General features: G+C 64.8%; 14 protein-coding genes. 3 read left to right on the plus strand and 11 right to left on the minus strand.

Annotated elements, in window-relative coordinates; genetic code table 11:
- Positions 1-75 precede the first annotated feature (75 nt).
- The 3 genes from NYQ83_RS04530 (at position 76) to NYQ83_RS04540 (ending at position 3,433) form a co-directional block, all read left to right on the plus strand.
- Positions 76-456, plus strand: a complete 381-nt coding sequence (locus NYQ83_RS04530; protein WP_261212840.1) for a PRC-barrel domain-containing protein — start codon at positions 76-78, stop codon at positions 454-456.
- Between the two features lie 181 nt (positions 457-637).
- Positions 638-2,182, plus strand: a complete 1,545-nt coding sequence (locus NYQ83_RS04535) for a GH3 auxin-responsive promoter family protein (protein WP_261212841.1) — start codon at positions 638-640, stop codon at positions 2,180-2,182.
- A 150-nt stretch (positions 2,183-2,332) separates the two neighbouring features.
- Complete coding sequence (locus NYQ83_RS04540) at positions 2,333-3,433, plus strand: putative zinc-binding metallopeptidase (protein WP_261212842.1); 1,101 nt, start codon at positions 2,333-2,335, stop codon at positions 3,431-3,433.
- A 76-nt stretch (positions 3,434-3,509) separates the two neighbouring features.
- Here NYQ83_RS04540 and NYQ83_RS04545 read toward each other — a convergent pair whose 3' ends face one another.
- The 11 genes from NYQ83_RS04545 to NYQ83_RS04595 form a co-directional block, all read right to left on the minus strand.
- Positions 3,510-5,756, minus strand: coding sequence for an aldehyde dehydrogenase family protein (locus NYQ83_RS04545; protein WP_261212844.1), 2,247 nt, complete (start codon positions 5,754-5,756; stop codon positions 3,510-3,512).
- A gap of 10 nt (positions 5,757-5,766) precedes the next feature.
- Positions 5,767-6,693, minus strand: a complete 927-nt coding sequence (gene deoC / locus NYQ83_RS04550) for a deoxyribose-phosphate aldolase (RefSeq protein ID WP_261213945.1) — start codon at positions 6,691-6,693, stop codon at positions 5,767-5,769.
- A 226-nt stretch (positions 6,694-6,919) separates the two neighbouring features.
- Complete coding sequence (locus NYQ83_RS04555; protein ID WP_261212849.1) at positions 6,920-7,948, minus strand: energy transducer TonB; 1,029 nt, start codon at positions 7,946-7,948, stop codon at positions 6,920-6,922.
- Complete coding sequence (locus NYQ83_RS04560) at positions 7,945-8,346, minus strand: ExbD/TolR family protein (protein ID WP_261212851.1); 402 nt, start codon at positions 8,344-8,346, stop codon at positions 7,945-7,947. The genes NYQ83_RS04555 and NYQ83_RS04560 overlap by 4 nt, the downstream gene beginning before the upstream one ends.
- An 11-nt stretch (positions 8,347-8,357) precedes the next feature.
- Positions 8,358-8,753 carry an ExbD/TolR family protein gene (locus tag NYQ83_RS04565; protein ID WP_261212853.1) on the minus strand — a complete coding sequence of 132 codons (396 nt, stop codon included), beginning with the start codon at positions 8,751-8,753 and terminating at the stop codon, positions 8,358-8,360.
- Entirely contained in the window at positions 8,743-9,771 is a 1,029-nt protein-coding gene (locus NYQ83_RS04570) for a MotA/TolQ/ExbB proton channel family protein (protein WP_261212855.1), read from the minus strand. The genes NYQ83_RS04565 and NYQ83_RS04570 overlap by 11 nt, the downstream gene beginning before the upstream one ends.
- Positions 9,772-9,776: 5 nt before the next feature.
- A complete protein-coding gene (locus NYQ83_RS04575; RefSeq protein WP_261212856.1) occupies positions 9,777-10,265 on the minus strand; it encodes a hypothetical protein in 489 nt (162 codons plus the stop codon).
- 278 nt (positions 10,266-10,543) lie between these two features.
- Positions 10,544-13,780 carry an efflux RND transporter permease subunit gene (locus tag NYQ83_RS04580; RefSeq protein ID WP_261212857.1) on the minus strand — a complete coding sequence of 1,079 codons (3,237 nt, stop codon included), beginning with the start codon at positions 13,778-13,780 and terminating at the stop codon, positions 10,544-10,546.
- Positions 13,777-14,856, minus strand: coding sequence for an efflux RND transporter periplasmic adaptor subunit (locus tag NYQ83_RS04585; protein WP_261212858.1), 1,080 nt, complete (start codon positions 14,854-14,856; stop codon positions 13,777-13,779). The genes NYQ83_RS04580 and NYQ83_RS04585 overlap by 4 nt, the downstream gene beginning before the upstream one ends.
- A 64-nt stretch (positions 14,857-14,920) precedes the next feature.
- A complete protein-coding gene (locus NYQ83_RS04590; RefSeq protein ID WP_128292985.1) occupies positions 14,921-15,124 on the minus strand; it encodes a DUF2892 domain-containing protein in 204 nt (67 codons plus the stop codon).
- Between the two features lie 29 nt (positions 15,125-15,153).
- Positions 15,154-16,446 (minus strand): NAD(P)/FAD-dependent oxidoreductase, encoded by a 1,293-nt coding sequence (locus NYQ83_RS04595; RefSeq protein WP_261212862.1) that lies wholly within the window; start codon positions 16,444-16,446, stop codon positions 15,154-15,156.
- Positions 16,447-16,467 lie beyond the last annotated feature (21 nt).

Raw genomic sequence — 16,467 nt, forward strand, 5'->3', positions numbered from 1 at the left:
AACAAAAGCGCGTCCCGACCGTTCGTCCCAGTATCATTCAAAAGGGCAAAGCCCGACACCCGTGGAGAACCATTCATGAGAATCAAACTCGCCGCCATGTCCTCTGCCGCCTTCTTGCTGGCGACTGGCCTCGCTTTCGCGCAAGGCGCCTGGGTCGAGGTCGACGACGAAGATATGGCCGTCAACATCCCGGTCGATCCCCCGACCTACACGGTCGGCGATCTCGACGACATGGAGATCGTGGGCCAGGACGGTGAGGAGATCGGCGACGTGGATGAGATTCTCGCCTCCGGCGACGGATCCTCCATGGCAGTCGTCACCGATGTCGGCGGCTTCCTCGGAATCGGCGAGCGCAATGTCGTCATCCCGCTCACCGATGCCCGCATCCACAACGACAAGATCATCATCAACATGACGAAGGACCAGATCGAGTCCCTCGACGAATGGTCCAAATAAGCCTGCAATAGGCCATGATCTGGCTCCGCGGCGGCGATGGGTCCGCCGCGGAGCTGCAGGCCCGCTGCTCCCAATCGACGCGTGAGCGGCCGAGAAAGCGGGCATATGTCTCGGCGAAGGCCGCGCCTAGGCAAATTTCGGGTACACTCTGGCTGCGGCCGGCTGTAAGCAGCGCGCAGCAATGCTCGACGCCACTCCCCTTTTGCGCATCTATGCGCGCCACCGTCTTTCCCAGCTTTCGCGGCAACACCCGCACGAGGTCCAGAGCCGGCAATTGCTCGCGCTCACACGCCATGCCCGCGACACGCGTTTCGGTCAGGCCCACAGCTTTGACGAGATCCGGTCGGTTGAAGATTTTCAAGCCCGCGTGCCCCTCCGCCGCTATGAGGATTTCTGGGCCGAATACTGGCAGGCCGCCTTCCCCGTTCTCAAAGGCCTGACCTGGCCCGACCAGATCGCAAACCTCGCCGTGACGTCCGGAACGTCGACGGGACGCGTCAAATATATCCCGATCAGCCACCAGATGGCGCGCTCCAACAACCGCGCCGCCGTCGATCTTCTCGTCCATCACGTCGCCCACCGGCCGCAGAGCCGCGTCATGGCCGGCAAGAATTTCGTGCTTGGCGGCACGACGACCCTCGAAGACCATGGCAGTGGTGTCGTGAGCGGCGATCTCTCCGGCATAGCCCGCCTCGAAGTACCGCCGCTTCTGGCAAGCTTCGTCTTTCCCGATCCGGAACTGGCGCGAGAGACCGACTGGGCGCACAAGGCCGTGGCGATGGCGCGCGCGTCGCTGTCGGAGCCGATCCGCAGCATCGCCAGCATCCCGAGCTGGATGCTTCTCTTCTTTGAGGAGCTCGCCAAGATCACCGGCGAGAGGCGGCTTGTCGACATCTATCCGGGCCTTGAGCTCGTCAGCCATGGCGGCGTGGACTTTGCGCCTTACCGGGAAGCCTTTGCCGAATGGATGGAGGGCAGCCATGCGGAGTTGCGCGAGGTCTATCCGGCAAGCGAAGGTTTTATCGCGCTTTCCGACGAAGCACCGGAGGATGGTCTGCGCCTCTTCCTCGACAACGGTCTCTTCTTCGAGTTCGTGCCGGTGGAGGAGCTTGGGCGACCCGATCCCACACGGCACTGGATCGGAAACGCCGAGATCGGGCGCAATTATGCGCTCGTTCTTTCCAACAATGCGGGGCTTTGGGCCTATATCCTCGGAGATACGGTTCGCTTCGTCTCGCTCGATCCGCCCCGCATCAAAGTCACGGGACGCATTTCGGAATATCTGTCGGCCTTCGGCGAGCATCTGACGCCCGAAGAAATCGCCAAGGCGCTCCTCGGCGCCGCGGCCAATGCCGGATTGCAGATCAGCGATTATTCCGTCGGTCCGGTTTTCCCCTCGCGCGGCAATGCCTCGCGCGGCCGCCACGTCTACGTGATCGAATTCCGCGGCCGGCAGCCGTCCGAGACCGAGCTTGAGAGCTTTGCGGCCGAGTTCGATTACACGCTCATTTTGAACAACGACGATTACGATTCACACCGCCAGGGCGGGTTCGGCATGGACGCGCCGGAGGTGATCGCGGTCGCCCCCGGCACCTTCGCGGAATGGATGCGCCGCCGCGGCAGGTTCGGCGGCCAGAACAAGGTGCCGCGCATCATCAACGACCCGGAAATCCTGACGAGCCTCGTCGGCCTCGCCCGCGAGAGCAAGGTCGCCCACCGGCGCTGAGAGCTCGCAGATCCGCCGGAGGGGAACCACTACGGCGCTCGTCCATTCATGGCGAGCCGGGCATTCATTGCGAACCAGCCTCCAAAGCGAGCCGGGCGTCGATTGCGATCCGGCGGAGCTCGCACGCGCCCGCAATCCAGGTCCCTGACGATGAAGCTCTTCTCCTGCCCCGTCTGTTCGCAGATCCTCTTCTTCGAAAACACCATCTGCGAGCGCTGCCGTTCCGCCCTCGGCTACGAACCTCATTCCAATGCCATGCTGGCGCTCAATGACCGCGGCGGGCATTTCGAGGCGATCGGGGACGGCGCGCCGAAGGGGCGCTGGACTTACTGCGCCAACGCCGCTTTCGACGTGTGCAACTGGCTCATCCCCGCTGACAGCGGCGAGACATTTTGCGCCGCCTGCCGCCACAATCTCACTGTCCCCGATCTTTCGGCACCGGAAAATCGCGCACTGTGGCGGCGCATGGAGGCCGCCAAGCACCGCATGATCTATACGGCAATGCGCCTTCGCCTGCCGCTTCTGACGCGCGGCGAACATCCCGAAGGCCTTGGCTTCGCCTTCCTAGCCGATGCGCCGCAGGCCGGTGCTCCGGTGATGACCGGCCACGACAATGGCGAGATTACCATCGCACTCGCCGAGGCCGACGATGCCGAACGCGAACGCCGCCGCATCGCCATGGGCGAGCCCTATCGCACGCTTCTCGGCCATTTCCGCCATGAGGTCGGGCACTGGTACTGGGATCGGCTGGTGCGCGACGGCCAGGCGCTCGAGGCCTGTCGCGCGATCTTCGGCGATGACCGTGCCGACTACGGCGACGCGCTCAAGGCACATTACGCGAGCGGGCCGCATCCGGGTTGGCAGGACGAGTTCGTTTCAGCCTATGCGGCCGCCCATCCTTGGGAGGATTTCGCCGAGACCTGGGCGCATTATTTCCATCTCGTCGACACGGTCGAGACCGCCCATAATTGGGGGATATCGACGGCGCCCTCAGTCGACGTCGACGGGCATCTGACGATGAAAGTCGATCTCGATGTCTTTGCCGATGATGTGGGCATCGGCGCGATCATGGAGGCCGGCCATGCCGTTACCGCAGCCCTCAACGCCTTCAATCGGGCGATGGGCCTGCAGGATCTCTACCCGTTCGTGCTGTCGCCCACGGTCATCGGCAAGCTCGGCTTCATCCACGATCTCGTGCATGGGCGGGCTGGAGAGGCCGCCCGACAAACCTCATGGTTATCAGAAGGTTAACGAGAGATTTGCAGATCTTGAGTCAAGATCGTGAGGCGCGCCCCGCTTTCTTAACAAACTGATTCAAGAGCCGACGCTAGGCCTCGTAAGGCACCCAGATATTTTTCAGCTGGGTCGCATGGACGAGATAGTCGCGTCCCTGGCCCTCCCCGGCATCGCGCCAGTCGATCCGGCGGCCGTCGACAGACCAGATCACCTTGAGACTGCCCGCGGCCTCGCGCTCGAAATCGGCAACTCCGTCGGGGCCTGCAAAGTGCCAGCACGCGGCGACATCATCATGCCCGCCAAGTGTTGCCGAAATCTCAAGAGGATCGCCCGTGACGATGTTGACGACGCCCGACGGCACGCCGCTCGCCGCAAGCGCTTGTGAAAAATCCAGCGCTGCGAGCGGTGCCGCCACCGAAGGAACGACGACGACGCGATTGCCCATCGCGATCGCCGGCGCCACCAGCGAGACGAGCCCCAAGAGCGGCGCCTGCGGCGGGCACAAAATACCCATCACGCCCAGCGGCTCTTGGATAGCGATTGTCAGATGGCGCGCACGCGTGGAATGCACCGCGCCGTCAAATTTGTCGGCCCAGGCCGCGTAATAGGCGATGCGCGCGGCCGAAAGTGCCACCTCCTCCGCAACGGCCTCGGCGCTTCCGCCGTTCGCGGCGCCCGGCCGCGCCGCAAGCTCGCTCGCACGCGCTTCCAGCGTTTCGGCAAGGCGATAGAGCCGCTGTGCCCGCTCATGGCCGCTCATCGCCGCCCAGCCAGAGGCTTTGGCCGCAGCATCGACAGCGCCGTTGATATGCTTGGTTTTGGAAACGGCGGACAAATCGGTCTTGGGCAAGTCGGCGGGGATGCTCCCCCTCGGCCATGCCGGTTTCAAATAGCCCGAAAGCCCTTCGCGACCGCCATCACGACCGAAGCCGCTTTCCTTGACGCCACCGACACCGACGGCCGCATCGAAAAAGTTCGTTCCATTCACCCAGACGACGGACGTCTGAAGCTTCGTTGCCATCTCGAGCGCCAGGCCGGCATTCTCGGAGAAGACCGCTACAGCACGGCCATAGCGGGAATGGTTGGCGAGTTTCAGCGCCTCATCCGGCGTGCGGAAGGTGGTGGAGCGGATGATCGGGCCTGCGATCTCCGCCTCCGCCACGCCCATGGCCGGTGCCACATCGCTCACGAGCGTCGGCGGGAAAAAGCGGCCTTCTCCCGGGATGTCGGCGTCCGCCTGCCAGACCTCCGCCCCCTCGGCGCCAGCCATCGCCACCAGCCCGGTGAGACGGGTGAGATCGGCATCGTCGGCGAGCGGTCCGCAATCGGTCGATGTCTCCAGCGGATCACCGATTTGCAGCTTCGCCATGCGCCGCTTCAGCTTTGTGTGAAGCCGCTCGGCCACGCCTTCCTGGACGAGAAGCCTCATGCCGGCACAGCAGCTTTGCCCCTCGCTCAGAAAACTCCCGTCGACGAGGCTTTCCACCGCCGCATCGAGATCGGCATCCGCGAAAACGAGGAAGGGTGTCGTCGTACCAAGGTCCAGGGCGAGTTCCTTGCCGGTGCCGGCCAGCGCCTTGCGGATCTCGCGGCCTCGCGCCACCGGCCCGGTGAAACCGATCCGCGCGATATTCTCGTGGGCAATCAATGCCGCGCCGGCCGCCTCACCCGTGACGATGTTGACGACACCGCTCGGAAGTCCGGCCTCTGCCACGACCTCGGCGAGGGCGAGCGCGGAAAGCGGCGCGCGCTCAGGCGGGACAACGACGAGGCTGTTTCCGGCGGCGAGTGCCGACGCGAGTTTCCCCGCAAGCACCGAGAGCCCGCCCGCGCGGGCGCTGATCTCGCCACAGACCCCGAGCGGGCAATAGCCAGCAAACTCGCTTTCGACGAGCTCCGCCCATCCCGCAGCATAATCGAAATGCTGGATCGCGAGCGGCAGATCGATATCGCGGCTGTCGCGGAGCGGCCGTCCCGTCTCGAGCGAGATGAGCACCGCGAAGAAGGCCGCCCGCTTCTCAAGTCGCCTCGCCAGCGCATAAAGATGGCGGGCACGCCGATGACCGGGCAGCGCCGACCAGGCCTCGAAGGCGGTTTTGGCCGCGCCGACCGCAGCTGCAATCTCCGCCGCCCCTCCGGCTGCCACCTGCGCCAGCACCTCGCCTGTTGCGGGATTGCGCACGGTCAGGCGCTCGCTGTCCGCGGCTGCGTGAAAGCCGCCATCGATCAACGGCCCAAACGCGCCTTCGTGGCGAGCGAGCCAGTCACGCACGGCCGCGTCGCTCTCGCGCGCCGGGCCGTAATCCATCGTCTCCAGGATCTCGGTCACCGCTGCCATCCTCGTCTCCTCATCCCACCGCATGGCGCGTCGCAGAGGAAGGGCGCCCGGTGACGAATTGTTCGATCTGCCGCTCGATGTCGCCCAGAAGCGAGCTCGCGCCGATGCGGAAGAGATCGCGTTCGAGCCAGTCCCGCCCGAGCTCTTCCTTCATCAGGATCTGCCAGGCGAGCGCGTCCTTCGCCGTCTTCAGCCCGCCCGCAGGCTTGAAGCCGATTTTCACCCCCGTGCGCTCCAGGTAATCGCGGATCGCCCGCACCATGACGAGCGAAACCGGCAGGGTGGCGTTCACGTCTTCCTTGCCGGTGGAGGTCTTGATGAAATCGGCACCGGCCATCATCGCCACCATGGAGGCGCTGTAGACATTCTGAAACGTCTTCAGATCGCCGGTCGCCAGGATCGCCTTCATATGGGCGGCGCCACAGGCCTCGCGCATTGCCGCCACCTCGTCGTAGAGCGCCTGCCAATCCTGCGCGAAGACATGGGCGCGGGTGATCACGATATCGATCTCGCTCGCGCCCTCCGAGACAGCGTAGCGGATTTCCTCAAGCCTGAGCGGCAGCGGCATCAGCCCGGACGGAAAGCCTGTGGCGACGGACGCGACAGGAATGCCGGAGCCCTCCAACGCCTTCACGGCCGGGCCGACCATGGTCGGATAAACACAGACGGCAGCGACGGTCGGCATTTCGGCAAGCCCGAGCGCGTCGACGAGATCGCTCCGCAACGGCCGCCGCGCCTTGGCGCAGAGACGGCGCACACGCGCCGGCGTGTCGTCCCCCGCCAACGTGGTGAGATCGATCGCCATCAGCGCCTTCAAAAGCCAGGCCGCCCGCCATTCCTTTTTCAGCCCCCGACGCCCCGCCAGCGTACCGGCTCGCCGCTCCACGGCCGAGGCATTGATGCGCATCTCCTCGAACCAGTCGTTCTTGAGCGGCATGCCCGGATTGTGGGCATGATCCCGCGTCGGCGCGATCCCTTCGGAGCCGCCCGCTGCGGGCACGCGCCCGATGGCGAAAGGGGCGCCGAACGGAAAGACGCGCTCTTCAGACATTTCTCGCTCCCGGTTGCGCGGATACAGCCGCGTTAGGCGCCCACATAAGGCGGGTCGGGCCTGCGCCGAGCCCCTATCGGCTCTCGCCAGCCTTGATCATTCTCGGACGACCTTAGCGGCGCGTATAGCTGACGGGAACGGTAAAGGTCATGGAGCTCCGCCCGAACTCGGGCGGGATGCGCGGAAAGGGTGAGGCCCGATTGACCATGGCAACGGCCGCCTGGTCGAGCGCGGAATCGCCGGAGGAGCCCGTGAGGCGCACACCGCCGGCCGCACCCGAGGCGGAGATCGTGAAGCGCACGGTCACTGTACCGTTGCTGCGTCCGCCGACAGGATAGCGCTTGTAGCGCGCCAGATGGGCGTAGATGCGGCTGTTGTAGGTCGCCACCGCGCGTCGGCTCGGCCCCTGCGCCTGACTGCCGCCGCCACCGGCACGCGCTCCGGCACCAGGCGCCGGACGACTGCGCGCGGCATCCTGGCGTGCAGCCTCTTGCGCCTCCGCACGGCGGCGCGCTGCCGCCTCGGCGTGCTCGCGTTCACGCCGTTCTGCGGCCTCGCGCTCGGCCTGCTTTTCGGCGCGATAGGCTTCCAGCACTTCCTGCGGCACGCTGTCGGGCCGCGCCTGCGGCATCGCCACCTCGGGTTCCGGCGATAGCGCAGTCATCTCCGTCACCTCGTCCACCGGCTGCAGCACCTCTTCGACCGGCTCCACATCCTTCGCCGGGAGCGCTTCCGCGACCTCCTCAGGCTCACTCGGCACAACCTGTTCTGGAGGCACCTGCTCCGCCTCGTTCGGCGCGGGCGGCTCGGCCGGTTCCTCGTCTTGAGGCTCGGCGACATCTTCGGGGGCAACCTCCTCCAGCGTCTCCGGCGCAACGGCTTCGACGACCTCCGTCTCCTCCACCGGATCGAGCGGCTCACCCGTGTCGGCAACGTCGCTCGGGCTTTCCGCGTCGTTGGCGCTCACGTCGCTCATCATCTGGAAGAAGTCCGCCTCGGCGATGCCGGCAACAGCTTCGGGCTGGCCGGCCCCGCCGTCGAGAGCAGAATCCGGCATGGCCGTGAACGTGACCAGAACCGCCGCATGCAATGCGACGGCGGAGACAGCGGCGACGATCCAGGCCACCCGGTCCTTCGTCACCGGGCGCTCCCTCGCACCGTCATCAGTTCGACCTTCGCAAGCCCCGCGGCAGTCAGATCATCGAAGACAGGCTTCAGCCTCTCCATGGTCACGCTGCGATCGAGCACGAGCGGAATTTTGTCGGCACCGGGCTCGGCAGCTGCAAGCCGCTGGCGCAGGGCCTCGCCCGTCAGCTGCTCGCCATCGAAATAGGTGATGCCCTCCGCATCGACATAGACGGCATTGGCCGGGATCGATGGCGCCGGCTCGGCACCCGCCCTCACGTAGTCCACCGGCGCGGAGGGAGCCGGCATCAGCGTCCCGGCGAGCAGGAAGAAGATCAGAAGGAGGAAGACGACATTGATGAGCGGGACGAGGTCATCGCCCGGTGCGGATTTGCGTGGTTGGGTGAGCCGCATCGCCGCCCCGCTCAATGCACCAGAAGGACCGGGCCGATCGCCGCCCGCCGCGCCGCATCGACGGCCGAAACGATGTCCTGCGCGACGGCACCGGTAGAGGCACGCACGATCACCCGAGCTTCGTCGTCGCCGCCCTTCTCTTTCAGCCGCTCGCCGAGAGCCGCAAGCTCCACCGGTGCTCCATCGACGGCGTAAAAGCCGTCTTCGCGGACCGAGATCAGGACATTGCGCATCGGCACCGCCTGGCGCGACGTGGCGACGGTTTCGCGCGCCAGGGTGACATCGACCGAGCCGAAGCGGGCGAAGGTCGAGGCCAGCATGAAGAACAGGAGCAGCAGAAAGACGACGTCGATCAGAGGCGTCATGCTCATGGCACGGTGGCGGGGCGACCTGGCGCTAATGCGCATGAACGGGCTCCGTCAGATGCGCGGAGAGCGCCTCTTCCTCGCCCGCCCGTTCGCCCAGATGCAGACGCGCCTCTGCCGTCGTCAGAACGGAGGTGGCGAGGTTCTCGATCGCCTGCCGTTCCCGATCGATGCGGCCCTCGAACCAATGGAGGGCGAGGTTGCACGGGATGGCGACGGCAAGGCCGACAGCCGTCGTCAGAAGCGCCACCCAGATGCCGCCCGCGAGCATTGCCGGATCGACATTGGAGCCAGCTCCCTGCAGCGTCTGAAAGGCCTCGATCATGCCGAGAATGGTGCCGAAGAGACCGAGAAGCGGCGCCACCTGCGCAATCGCTTCAAGTCCGCGCAGATGCCGGCGCAGGCGATAAAGCTCCTCGTTCGCTACCCGCTCCACCTCTTCGCGCAGGACGGAGGGCGCAACCCGCTTCATCGACAGCGCCATCGCCGTTGCGACCACCGTCGCCGTCGGCCCGTTGAGGTTCCGCACCTTGGCGAGGGCCTCGCGCCGCTCGCCCTGCCGCCAGTCGCGCACGGCAGCCGCGACGCGGCCGCGCCGGCCGCCGGCCAAGGGCAGAATGTCGAAGAGCTTGCGGATGATAATGGCGAGCGCCACGATCGACAGGACGATCAGGATGGCCACCACCGGACCGCCGAGATCGAGGAAGCCGAGCGCGCGGTCGAGGTCGAAACCGAGAATATGATGGCCGCCGGCGCCCGTCATATCCGCCGGCAGAGCACCATCGGGTGCTCCCATCGGCGGCGCCGCTGTCCCAGGATCTGCACTGAACCCATCGGGGCTCGCGCCATCCGGGATTCCAGACGGCGCGGCCGCATCCGGCGCCGGCATATCCGGAGAGGCCGCTTCGGTGCCGGCCCCGCCGCCGTCGCCCCCCTGAGCGGCCGGAGGCATCGCGTCGGGCGTTGCGCCGGACGGTGCCATTGCATCGGGCGACACGGCCTCGTCCGGATTCGCCTGAGCAAGGCGCATCGGGGTTTCGAAATCTGCGGGCTTCGTCATCGCATTCACTGTGTTGCCTCCGCCGTGCCTGTGGCGGTCTTGTCTTGATCGGTAACCGTCAGGATCAATGCGGCACCCGTGCGGCTCGACGGTGCAAGTTTCCTAAGACAGGTGGCCGGTTCCAGACCCTCGCCCTTGCAGCCGACCACGTCGTTGATCAGCACCGAGCCGACACCGCTGCATTGCGTGTCAGCGAGATCATATTGCGAAACGCGGATCTTGCCGGGGATGAGTGGTTGCGATTTCAGGACGAGAAAGCGCATGGCGCCCCCATCCGGATCGAACAGCACGGTTTCGAGTTCGAGCTGGTCAATCGTCACGTCGAGGCGATTGGTGAAGACGAGCGACAGGCGGCAGGTCGCCTCCATCTGCTGCAGCCGGTTGAGCTCCACTCCGATCTCGCCGTCGGCGGCGGAAGCCGAACCGGCGAGCCCGAAAGAGATGAGAGCCGCACCGAGCGCAACCCGCGTTCCCGACCATGTGGTTTTCGACACCGGCAATTCTCCAAGAACGTCTCGCGGGCCGATCGAGGCTCGGCCCCGACCGCTGAACCTCAGGCGCTACATAAGTTGACTATAAAGGTCAACAATTTGAGGCAGGACCTTTCGGCCCGGCAGGGATCGCTCATCCAAAGATGCTCGCAAACAGGCAGTCGCGTGCTTCGCAACGCCCAGTCCCATTCGCCCGCGCGCCCAAAGCCGAATCCCTGCCGAGACTTAAAAGACGCGGCTCAGGATTCGATTCATGGGCTTCACACGCCGATTCAGATCCTTCAAGCGTCCTGTGAAGCAATCTCCCGTCTCGGCCGACGCTTGTGGCCTTTGAGTGCCACATAGATCGCCGGAATGACGAGGACGGTGAGCGCCGTCGAGGAGGCGAGACCGAACAGAAGCGAGATCGCCAGCCCCTGGAAGATCGGATCGGCGAGGATCACGGCGGCCCCGATCATGGCGGCGAGCGCCGTCAGAAGGATCGGCTTGAAACGGATCGCACCCGCCTCCAGAAGCACGTCGAGGAGCGGCCTCTCAGGATCTGCCGTCTGGGCATGGCGGATGAAGTCCGCGAGCAGAATCGAGTTTCTGACGATGATGCCGGCGAGCGCAATGAAGCCGATCATCGAGGTCGCCGTGAACGGCGCATGAAAGAGCCAGTGGCCGAGCATGATGCCGATGAAGGTCAAGGGGATCGGCGTCAGGATGACGAGCGGCAGTTTGAAGGATCCGAACTGCGCCACGACCAGAATGTAGATGCCCAGAATGGCGACGCCGAAGGCCGCGCCCATGTCACGGAAGGTCACCCAGGTCACCTCCCATTCGCCGTCCCATAGAAGTGTCGGGTTGCCTTCGTCCTGCGGCTGGCCATGCAATTTGACCGTCGGCTTTGGCAGGTCGCCCCAATCGGTCTCGTCGATTTTCTTGTCGACGGCCAGCATGCCGTAGATCGGCGCCTCATATTCGCCGGCGAGCTCCGCCTGCACCATCACCGTCGCGCGGCCGTTGTGGCGAAAGATCGGATAGGAGGCCTGCTCCTCGGTGACGTTGACCACATCGCCGAGTTCCACGATCGAGCGGTTGCCGGGCAGCGCATCGGCAGCCACCGGCGTCGATAGGGCACGTTCGTCGAGCACCTTGTCGCCCTTCGACAGGCGCATGACGATCGGGATCGGGTGTCGGCCGCCGCCGCGATGCGAATAGCCGAGCGTGGAACCCGAATAGAGCGCGCTGATCGTGTCGTACACGTCGCCCTGCTCCACCCGGTAATATTCCAGATTGTCCTGATCGATGGCGATGCGGCTGCGCTCGGCCGGATTGCCGAAACTGTCGTCGACATCGACGATGAAGGGCACGTCCTCGAAAATCTGACGGACTTTTCGCGCCAACGCACGACGGGTCTCGCCGTCCGGCCCGTAGATCTCAGCCAGAAGCGTGGAGAGGACCGGAGGACCCGGCGGGGGTTCGACCACTTTGAGTGCGGTGCCTTGCGGCAGATCGAGACCGACAAGGGCCTCGCGCATGGCAAGCGCAATGTCGTGGCTCGAGCGGTCGCGCTCGTCCTTGCCGAGAAGATTGACCTCCACATCGCCCTGCTCGGGATTGGCGCGGATATAATAATGGCGCACCAGCCCGTTGAAATTGAAGGGGGCTGCCGTTCCCGCATAGGTCTGGAAGGAGACCACTTCCGGAATGTCGGCAAGTCTCGTGACGATCTTCTGCAGCGCCCGATCGGTCGCCTCGACGGAGGACCCTTCCGGCAGATCGACGACCACTTGAAGCTCGGTCTTGTTGTCGAACGGCAGGAGCTTCACCGTCACATGCTTCGTATAGAAGAGCGACAGCGAGGCGAGCGTGGCAATGCCGACGACGATCAGGAAAACCCAGGCGCCCGCGCGCGTCACCAGGATCGGCCGCGCCACGGCGATATAGAAGCGGCCGAGAAGGCCGATCTGGTGGCCGGCATGAGCGCTGGCCGCGCCCTCGTCGCGGCGCCCGAGCTTCATCATCAGCCAGGGTGTCAGCGTCACCGCGACGAAGAACGAGAAGAGCATCGCACCCGACGCATTCGCCGGGATCGGGCTCATATAGGGGCCCATCATGCCCGACACGAAGAGCATCGGCAGAAGGGCTGCGACCACCGTCAAGGTCGCCACGATCGTCGGATTGCCGACCTCCGCCACCGCTTCGATCGCAGCCTGACGTTTCGAGCGGCCGTCACGCATCGCCCAATGGCGGGCGATGTTCTCGATGACGACGATCGCGTCGTCGACCAGGATGCCGATCGAAAAAATCAGTGCAAAGAGACTGACGCGGTTGAGCGTGTAACCCATCAGGCGAGAGGCGAAGAGCGTCAGAAGGATTGTTGTCGGAATGACGACGGCGACGACCATCGCCTCGCGCCAGCCGATCGCGATCGCCACCAGAACGACGATCGAAATCGTCGCGAGCCCGAGATGAAAGAGAAGCTCGTTCGCCTTCTCGTTCGCCGTCTCCCCGTAATTGCGGGTGATGGTCATGGCGATGTCTTCGGGGAAGATCTCGCCCTTCACCTGATGCAGACGATGGACGATCTCATCGGCGATGACGACAGCATTGGTGCCGTGGCGCTTGGCGATTGCGAGCGACACGGCCGGCACCCGCGTCAGGCCGGCATCGGTCTTGGCGATATTGGCAACACGCGTCTCGTTCGGATCGGTCGCGAGCGTGATGTCGGCGACGTCGCGCACATAAACGGGACGACCGTCACGCGCCGTCAGAAGCAGGTTGCCGATCTCCGGCAATGTCTGCAGCGTCTGGCCCCCGACGAGAACCCGCTGTCCGCCATCGGCACGCACAGTTCCGGCTTCGAACGAACGGTTGGCGCCCTTGAGCTTGCCGGCAAGCTGTTCGAGCGTGATGCCGTAGAGCGACAGCTTTTCCGGGTCCGGTTCGATGCGGATCTCTTCCGGCTGCTCGCCGACGATATAGGTGAGGCCGATATCGGGGAGCTTGGCGATCTCCACCTGCAATTCGCGCGCGATCCGCGTCAGGTCGTTTTCAGACCAGCGCCCGGCCGCATCCGGCTCGGGCGACAGCGTGACGACGACGATCGCCACATCGTCGATGCCACGACCGACGATCAGAGGCTCGGGGATCCCGGTCGGGATCTCATCCATATTGGCCCGGATTTTTTCGTGAACGCGCAGGATGGCCGCATCCGAAGACGTGCCGACTTCAAAACGCGCCGTCACCATGGCGGCGTCGTCACCGGTCTGCGAATAGACGTGTTCGACACCGTCGATGCTTTTGACGATCGTCTCCAACGGTTCCGTCACGAGCTTGACGGCATCTTCCGCCTTCAGCCCGTCGGCGCGCACATGGATGTCGACCATCGGCACGGAAATCTGCGGTTCCTCTTCGCGCGGCAGGGTGACGAGGGCCACAAGGCCGAGCGAGAAGGAAGCGAGCAGCAGAAGCGGTGTGAGCGGCGATGAAATGAAGGATTTCGTCAGACCGCCGGCAAGGCCGAGCTTCATGGCAGGATCACCCGGTCGCCCGCATCGAGGCCGCTCAGGATTTCGACCGTTTCGGCGTTCGTGTCTGAGGCACTCGTATCTCCGGTCTCACCTTTCGCCTGCGGCCCGAAAGTCCGGCCGAGAACCACGGCGACTTCGACGGGCCCCTCTTGCGTCTGAAGCGTGACGTAATCGATCCCGTGGCGGGTCGTCACCGCCTGGCGCGGCACGGCGAGAACCTCCCGCGTCGCCACAGGAATCCAGACGAGCGTGCGCTCGCCGACGAAATAATCGCCGAGGCCTTCGACCTCGACATCGGCCTTCACCTTGCCGTCCTCGATCTCCGGATAGACCTTGACGAGGCGGCCAGTGCGCGGCTCGACCTCACGCGCAATGCCGTCGGCGCTCAACACCCGGTCGCCGACCTTCACCATGTCGCCCTCGACGATCTCCGCTGCATGGCGCTCTGGCAGCGACAATCTCAGGAAATAACCGCCGCCGGCGACGGTCGCGATCTGGTCGCCGGCCATGACGACGGAGCCCGGCGTCACCGGCACGTCGAGCACGCGCCCCGAGGCGGGAGCCAGCACTTCGCCTTCGCGGGCATTCTGTTCGATCACGGCGCGTTCGGCTTCGGCGGCCGCAAGCTGATTGGTATAGACCTGGACCTGGGTCGAAGCCTCATCGAGACGCGATTGCGAAACGGCGCCGGTGGTGCGCAGCTGTTGGGCGCGCTCCAGATCCGTATTGGCATTGGCGAGCTGCGAGCGCAGGACTTCGATCTTCGCGTCGGCCGCCCGCTTCTGGATCGGGATCTTGTCGTCGATGATGACGGCAATCACCTCACCCTTCTCGACCTCGCTTCCCTCATCGACGGAAATCTTTTCGATCGTTCCGCCGATGCGTGCGCGCGCCGCGACGACATCGCGGCTTTTGACCTGGCCGAACACGGCCTTGGTCTCCGGCACGACCCGCGGCGTCACGGTCATCTCGGAAGAGGCCGCGGGCAAGGCCGCCAGAGGCATGGCGACCAGAACGAGGACGATCGCGGCAAAGACTTTCGCAGCGGCAGAACTCTGCCGGGCAACTTTCAGCATGACGGTCTCAAAGAGGGAGGGTTAAAGCCGCCGGCTTGAGCCGGCGGCTCGACTGAATGGAGGCTTACGAGAAAGCGACGCCCGGCTGCATGCCCATCTTCTTGAAGATGAAGGCCGCCGGGCAGAAGCCCGTAAAGGATGCCTGCAGCAGGTTGAGGCCCACGAACGCCGTCAGAAGGTACCAGTACGGCGAAGTCGCATAACCCAGAAGCAGCGACAAAAGGATCACGCAGCCAGCAAAGGCAAGAACGGCACGGTCGACTGTCATTTCACTTTCTCCTTCGTTGGGCCGCCGATCTATTCAGCGGCCTCCATGTGGATTTCCTTGAGCTTCTTGATGCCGAGAGCATCGAGCACGACGTTTTCGAGGAAACTCGCGCTCTGCCCCTGGCGGATCTTGCGCAGGAAGTAGCGCTCGAAGCCGATCTTCGCGGCATGCACCCACCGCCCCTGCGAAGACCAATTGACGTTGCGCGGCGGGATCTGGGGTTGAGCGATGAAGGCGATGCCGTCATCGCCGAAATCGGCGAGACAGACGGCATTCCAGGAGGCTACGGCATGCGGCTCCTGGCCTTTCAAGAGGGCGGAAATGTTCTCCGCCGTCGCCGTCACCATGGATTCGATCATGAAGCCGGTCTTGGGGACGCCCACGGGCAAAGCCGTCTTGCTGACCGGCGGGATCGCCACGCACACACCGATCGCAAAGACATTCGGATAGGTCTCGTTGCGCTGGTGGCGGTCGATGGTGACGAAGCCGCGCGGATTGGTGAGGCCTTCGATGCCGTAGACCGCTGGCACGCCGCGGAAGGCCGGCAGCATCATGGAAAAGCTGAAAGGCAGCTCGTGCGTCGCCTTCAGCGCACCGTCGTCGTGGAGCTCCTCCACGACCATCGTGCCACCTTCCGCCTTCACCGTGCGCGCATTGGTGATCCACTTGATGTGGTGTTCGCGCAGCGCGCTCTCCAGAAGGCCCTTGGTGTCGCCAACGCCGTCGAGACCGAGATGGCCGATATAGGGTTCCGGCGTGACGAAGGTCATCGGCACCTGGTCGCGCTTCTTGGCACGGCGGAGCGCGGTATCGAGCACGAAAGCGAATTCATAGGCCGGACCGAAACAGGAGGCGCCCTGGACGGCACCGACGACGACCGGCCCCGGCTTCTTCACCAATTCGTCGAAGGCCGCCTTCGCCTGCACGGCATGTTCGATCTGGCAGATCGATTGCGTTCCGGCCTCAGGCCCCATTCCTTCGATTTCGTCGAAGGCGAGGTCCGGGCCGGTCGCGATGATGAGATAATCGTAATCGAGGAACGTCCCGTCGTTGAGCTCGACGCGGTTTTCCTCAGGGTGCACGCGGCGCGCACCTTCCGGCCGGAAGCCGATCCCCTTGCGCGCCAGAACCGGGCCCACTTCCACCGTGATCTCGGACGGCTGACGCCAGCCCACCGCCACCCACGGATTGGACGGCACGAAGGAATAGGTACCTCCGAGATGCACGACGGTCAGTTCGTCTTCCCGGCCGAGCTTCGCCTTCATCTCGTAGGCCATCACTGTGCCGCCGAGCCCGGCTCCCATCACCACAATCTTCGCCATGAAACCCTCCCTCTCCGGCCC

Origin of the sequence: Afifella sp. JA880, from assembly GCF_025379905.1 — a bacterium.
Classification (GTDB): Bacteria; Pseudomonadota; Alphaproteobacteria; order Rhizobiales; family Afifellaceae; genus Afifella; species Afifella aestuarii.

Excerpts from the sequence above, each read along its gene's own strand:
- NYQ83_RS04530 (WP_261212840.1), top strand. The coding sequence starts at position 76 with ATGAGAATCAAACTCGCCGCCATGTCCTCTGCCGCCTTCTTGCTGGCG.
- NYQ83_RS04535 (WP_261212841.1), top strand. The coding sequence starts at position 638 with ATGCTCGACGCCACTCCCCTTTTGCGCATCTATGCGCGCCACCGTCTT.
- NYQ83_RS04540 (WP_261212842.1), top strand. The coding sequence starts at position 2,333 with ATGAAGCTCTTCTCCTGCCCCGTCTGTTCGCAGATCCTCTTCTTCGAA.
- NYQ83_RS04545 (WP_261212844.1), bottom strand. The coding sequence starts at position 5,756 with ATGGCAGCGGTGACCGAGATCCTGGAGACGATGGATTACGGCCCGGCG.
- deoC (WP_261213945.1), bottom strand. The coding sequence starts at position 6,693 with ATGCCGCTCAAGAACGACTGGTTCGAGGAGATGCGCATCAATGCCTCG.
- NYQ83_RS04560 (WP_261212851.1), bottom strand. The coding sequence starts at position 8,346 with ATGCGGCTCACCCAACCACGCAAATCCGCACCGGGCGATGACCTCGTC.
- NYQ83_RS04565 (WP_261212853.1), bottom strand. The coding sequence starts at position 8,753 with ATGCGCATTAGCGCCAGGTCGCCCCGCCACCGTGCCATGAGCATGACG.
- NYQ83_RS04570 (WP_261212855.1), bottom strand. The coding sequence starts at position 9,771 with ATGACGAAGCCCGCAGATTTCGAAACCCCGATGCGCCTTGCTCAGGCG.
- NYQ83_RS04580 (WP_261212857.1), bottom strand. The coding sequence starts at position 13,780 with ATGAAGCTCGGCCTTGCCGGCGGTCTGACGAAATCCTTCATTTCATCG.
- NYQ83_RS04585 (WP_261212858.1), bottom strand. The coding sequence starts at position 14,856 with ATGCTGAAAGTTGCCCGGCAGAGTTCTGCCGCTGCGAAAGTCTTTGCC.
- NYQ83_RS04590 (WP_128292985.1), bottom strand. The coding sequence starts at position 15,124 with ATGACAGTCGACCGTGCCGTTCTTGCCTTTGCTGGCTGCGTGATCCTT.
- NYQ83_RS04595 (WP_261212862.1), bottom strand. The coding sequence starts at position 16,446 with ATGGCGAAGATTGTGGTGATGGGAGCCGGGCTCGGCGGCACAGTGATG.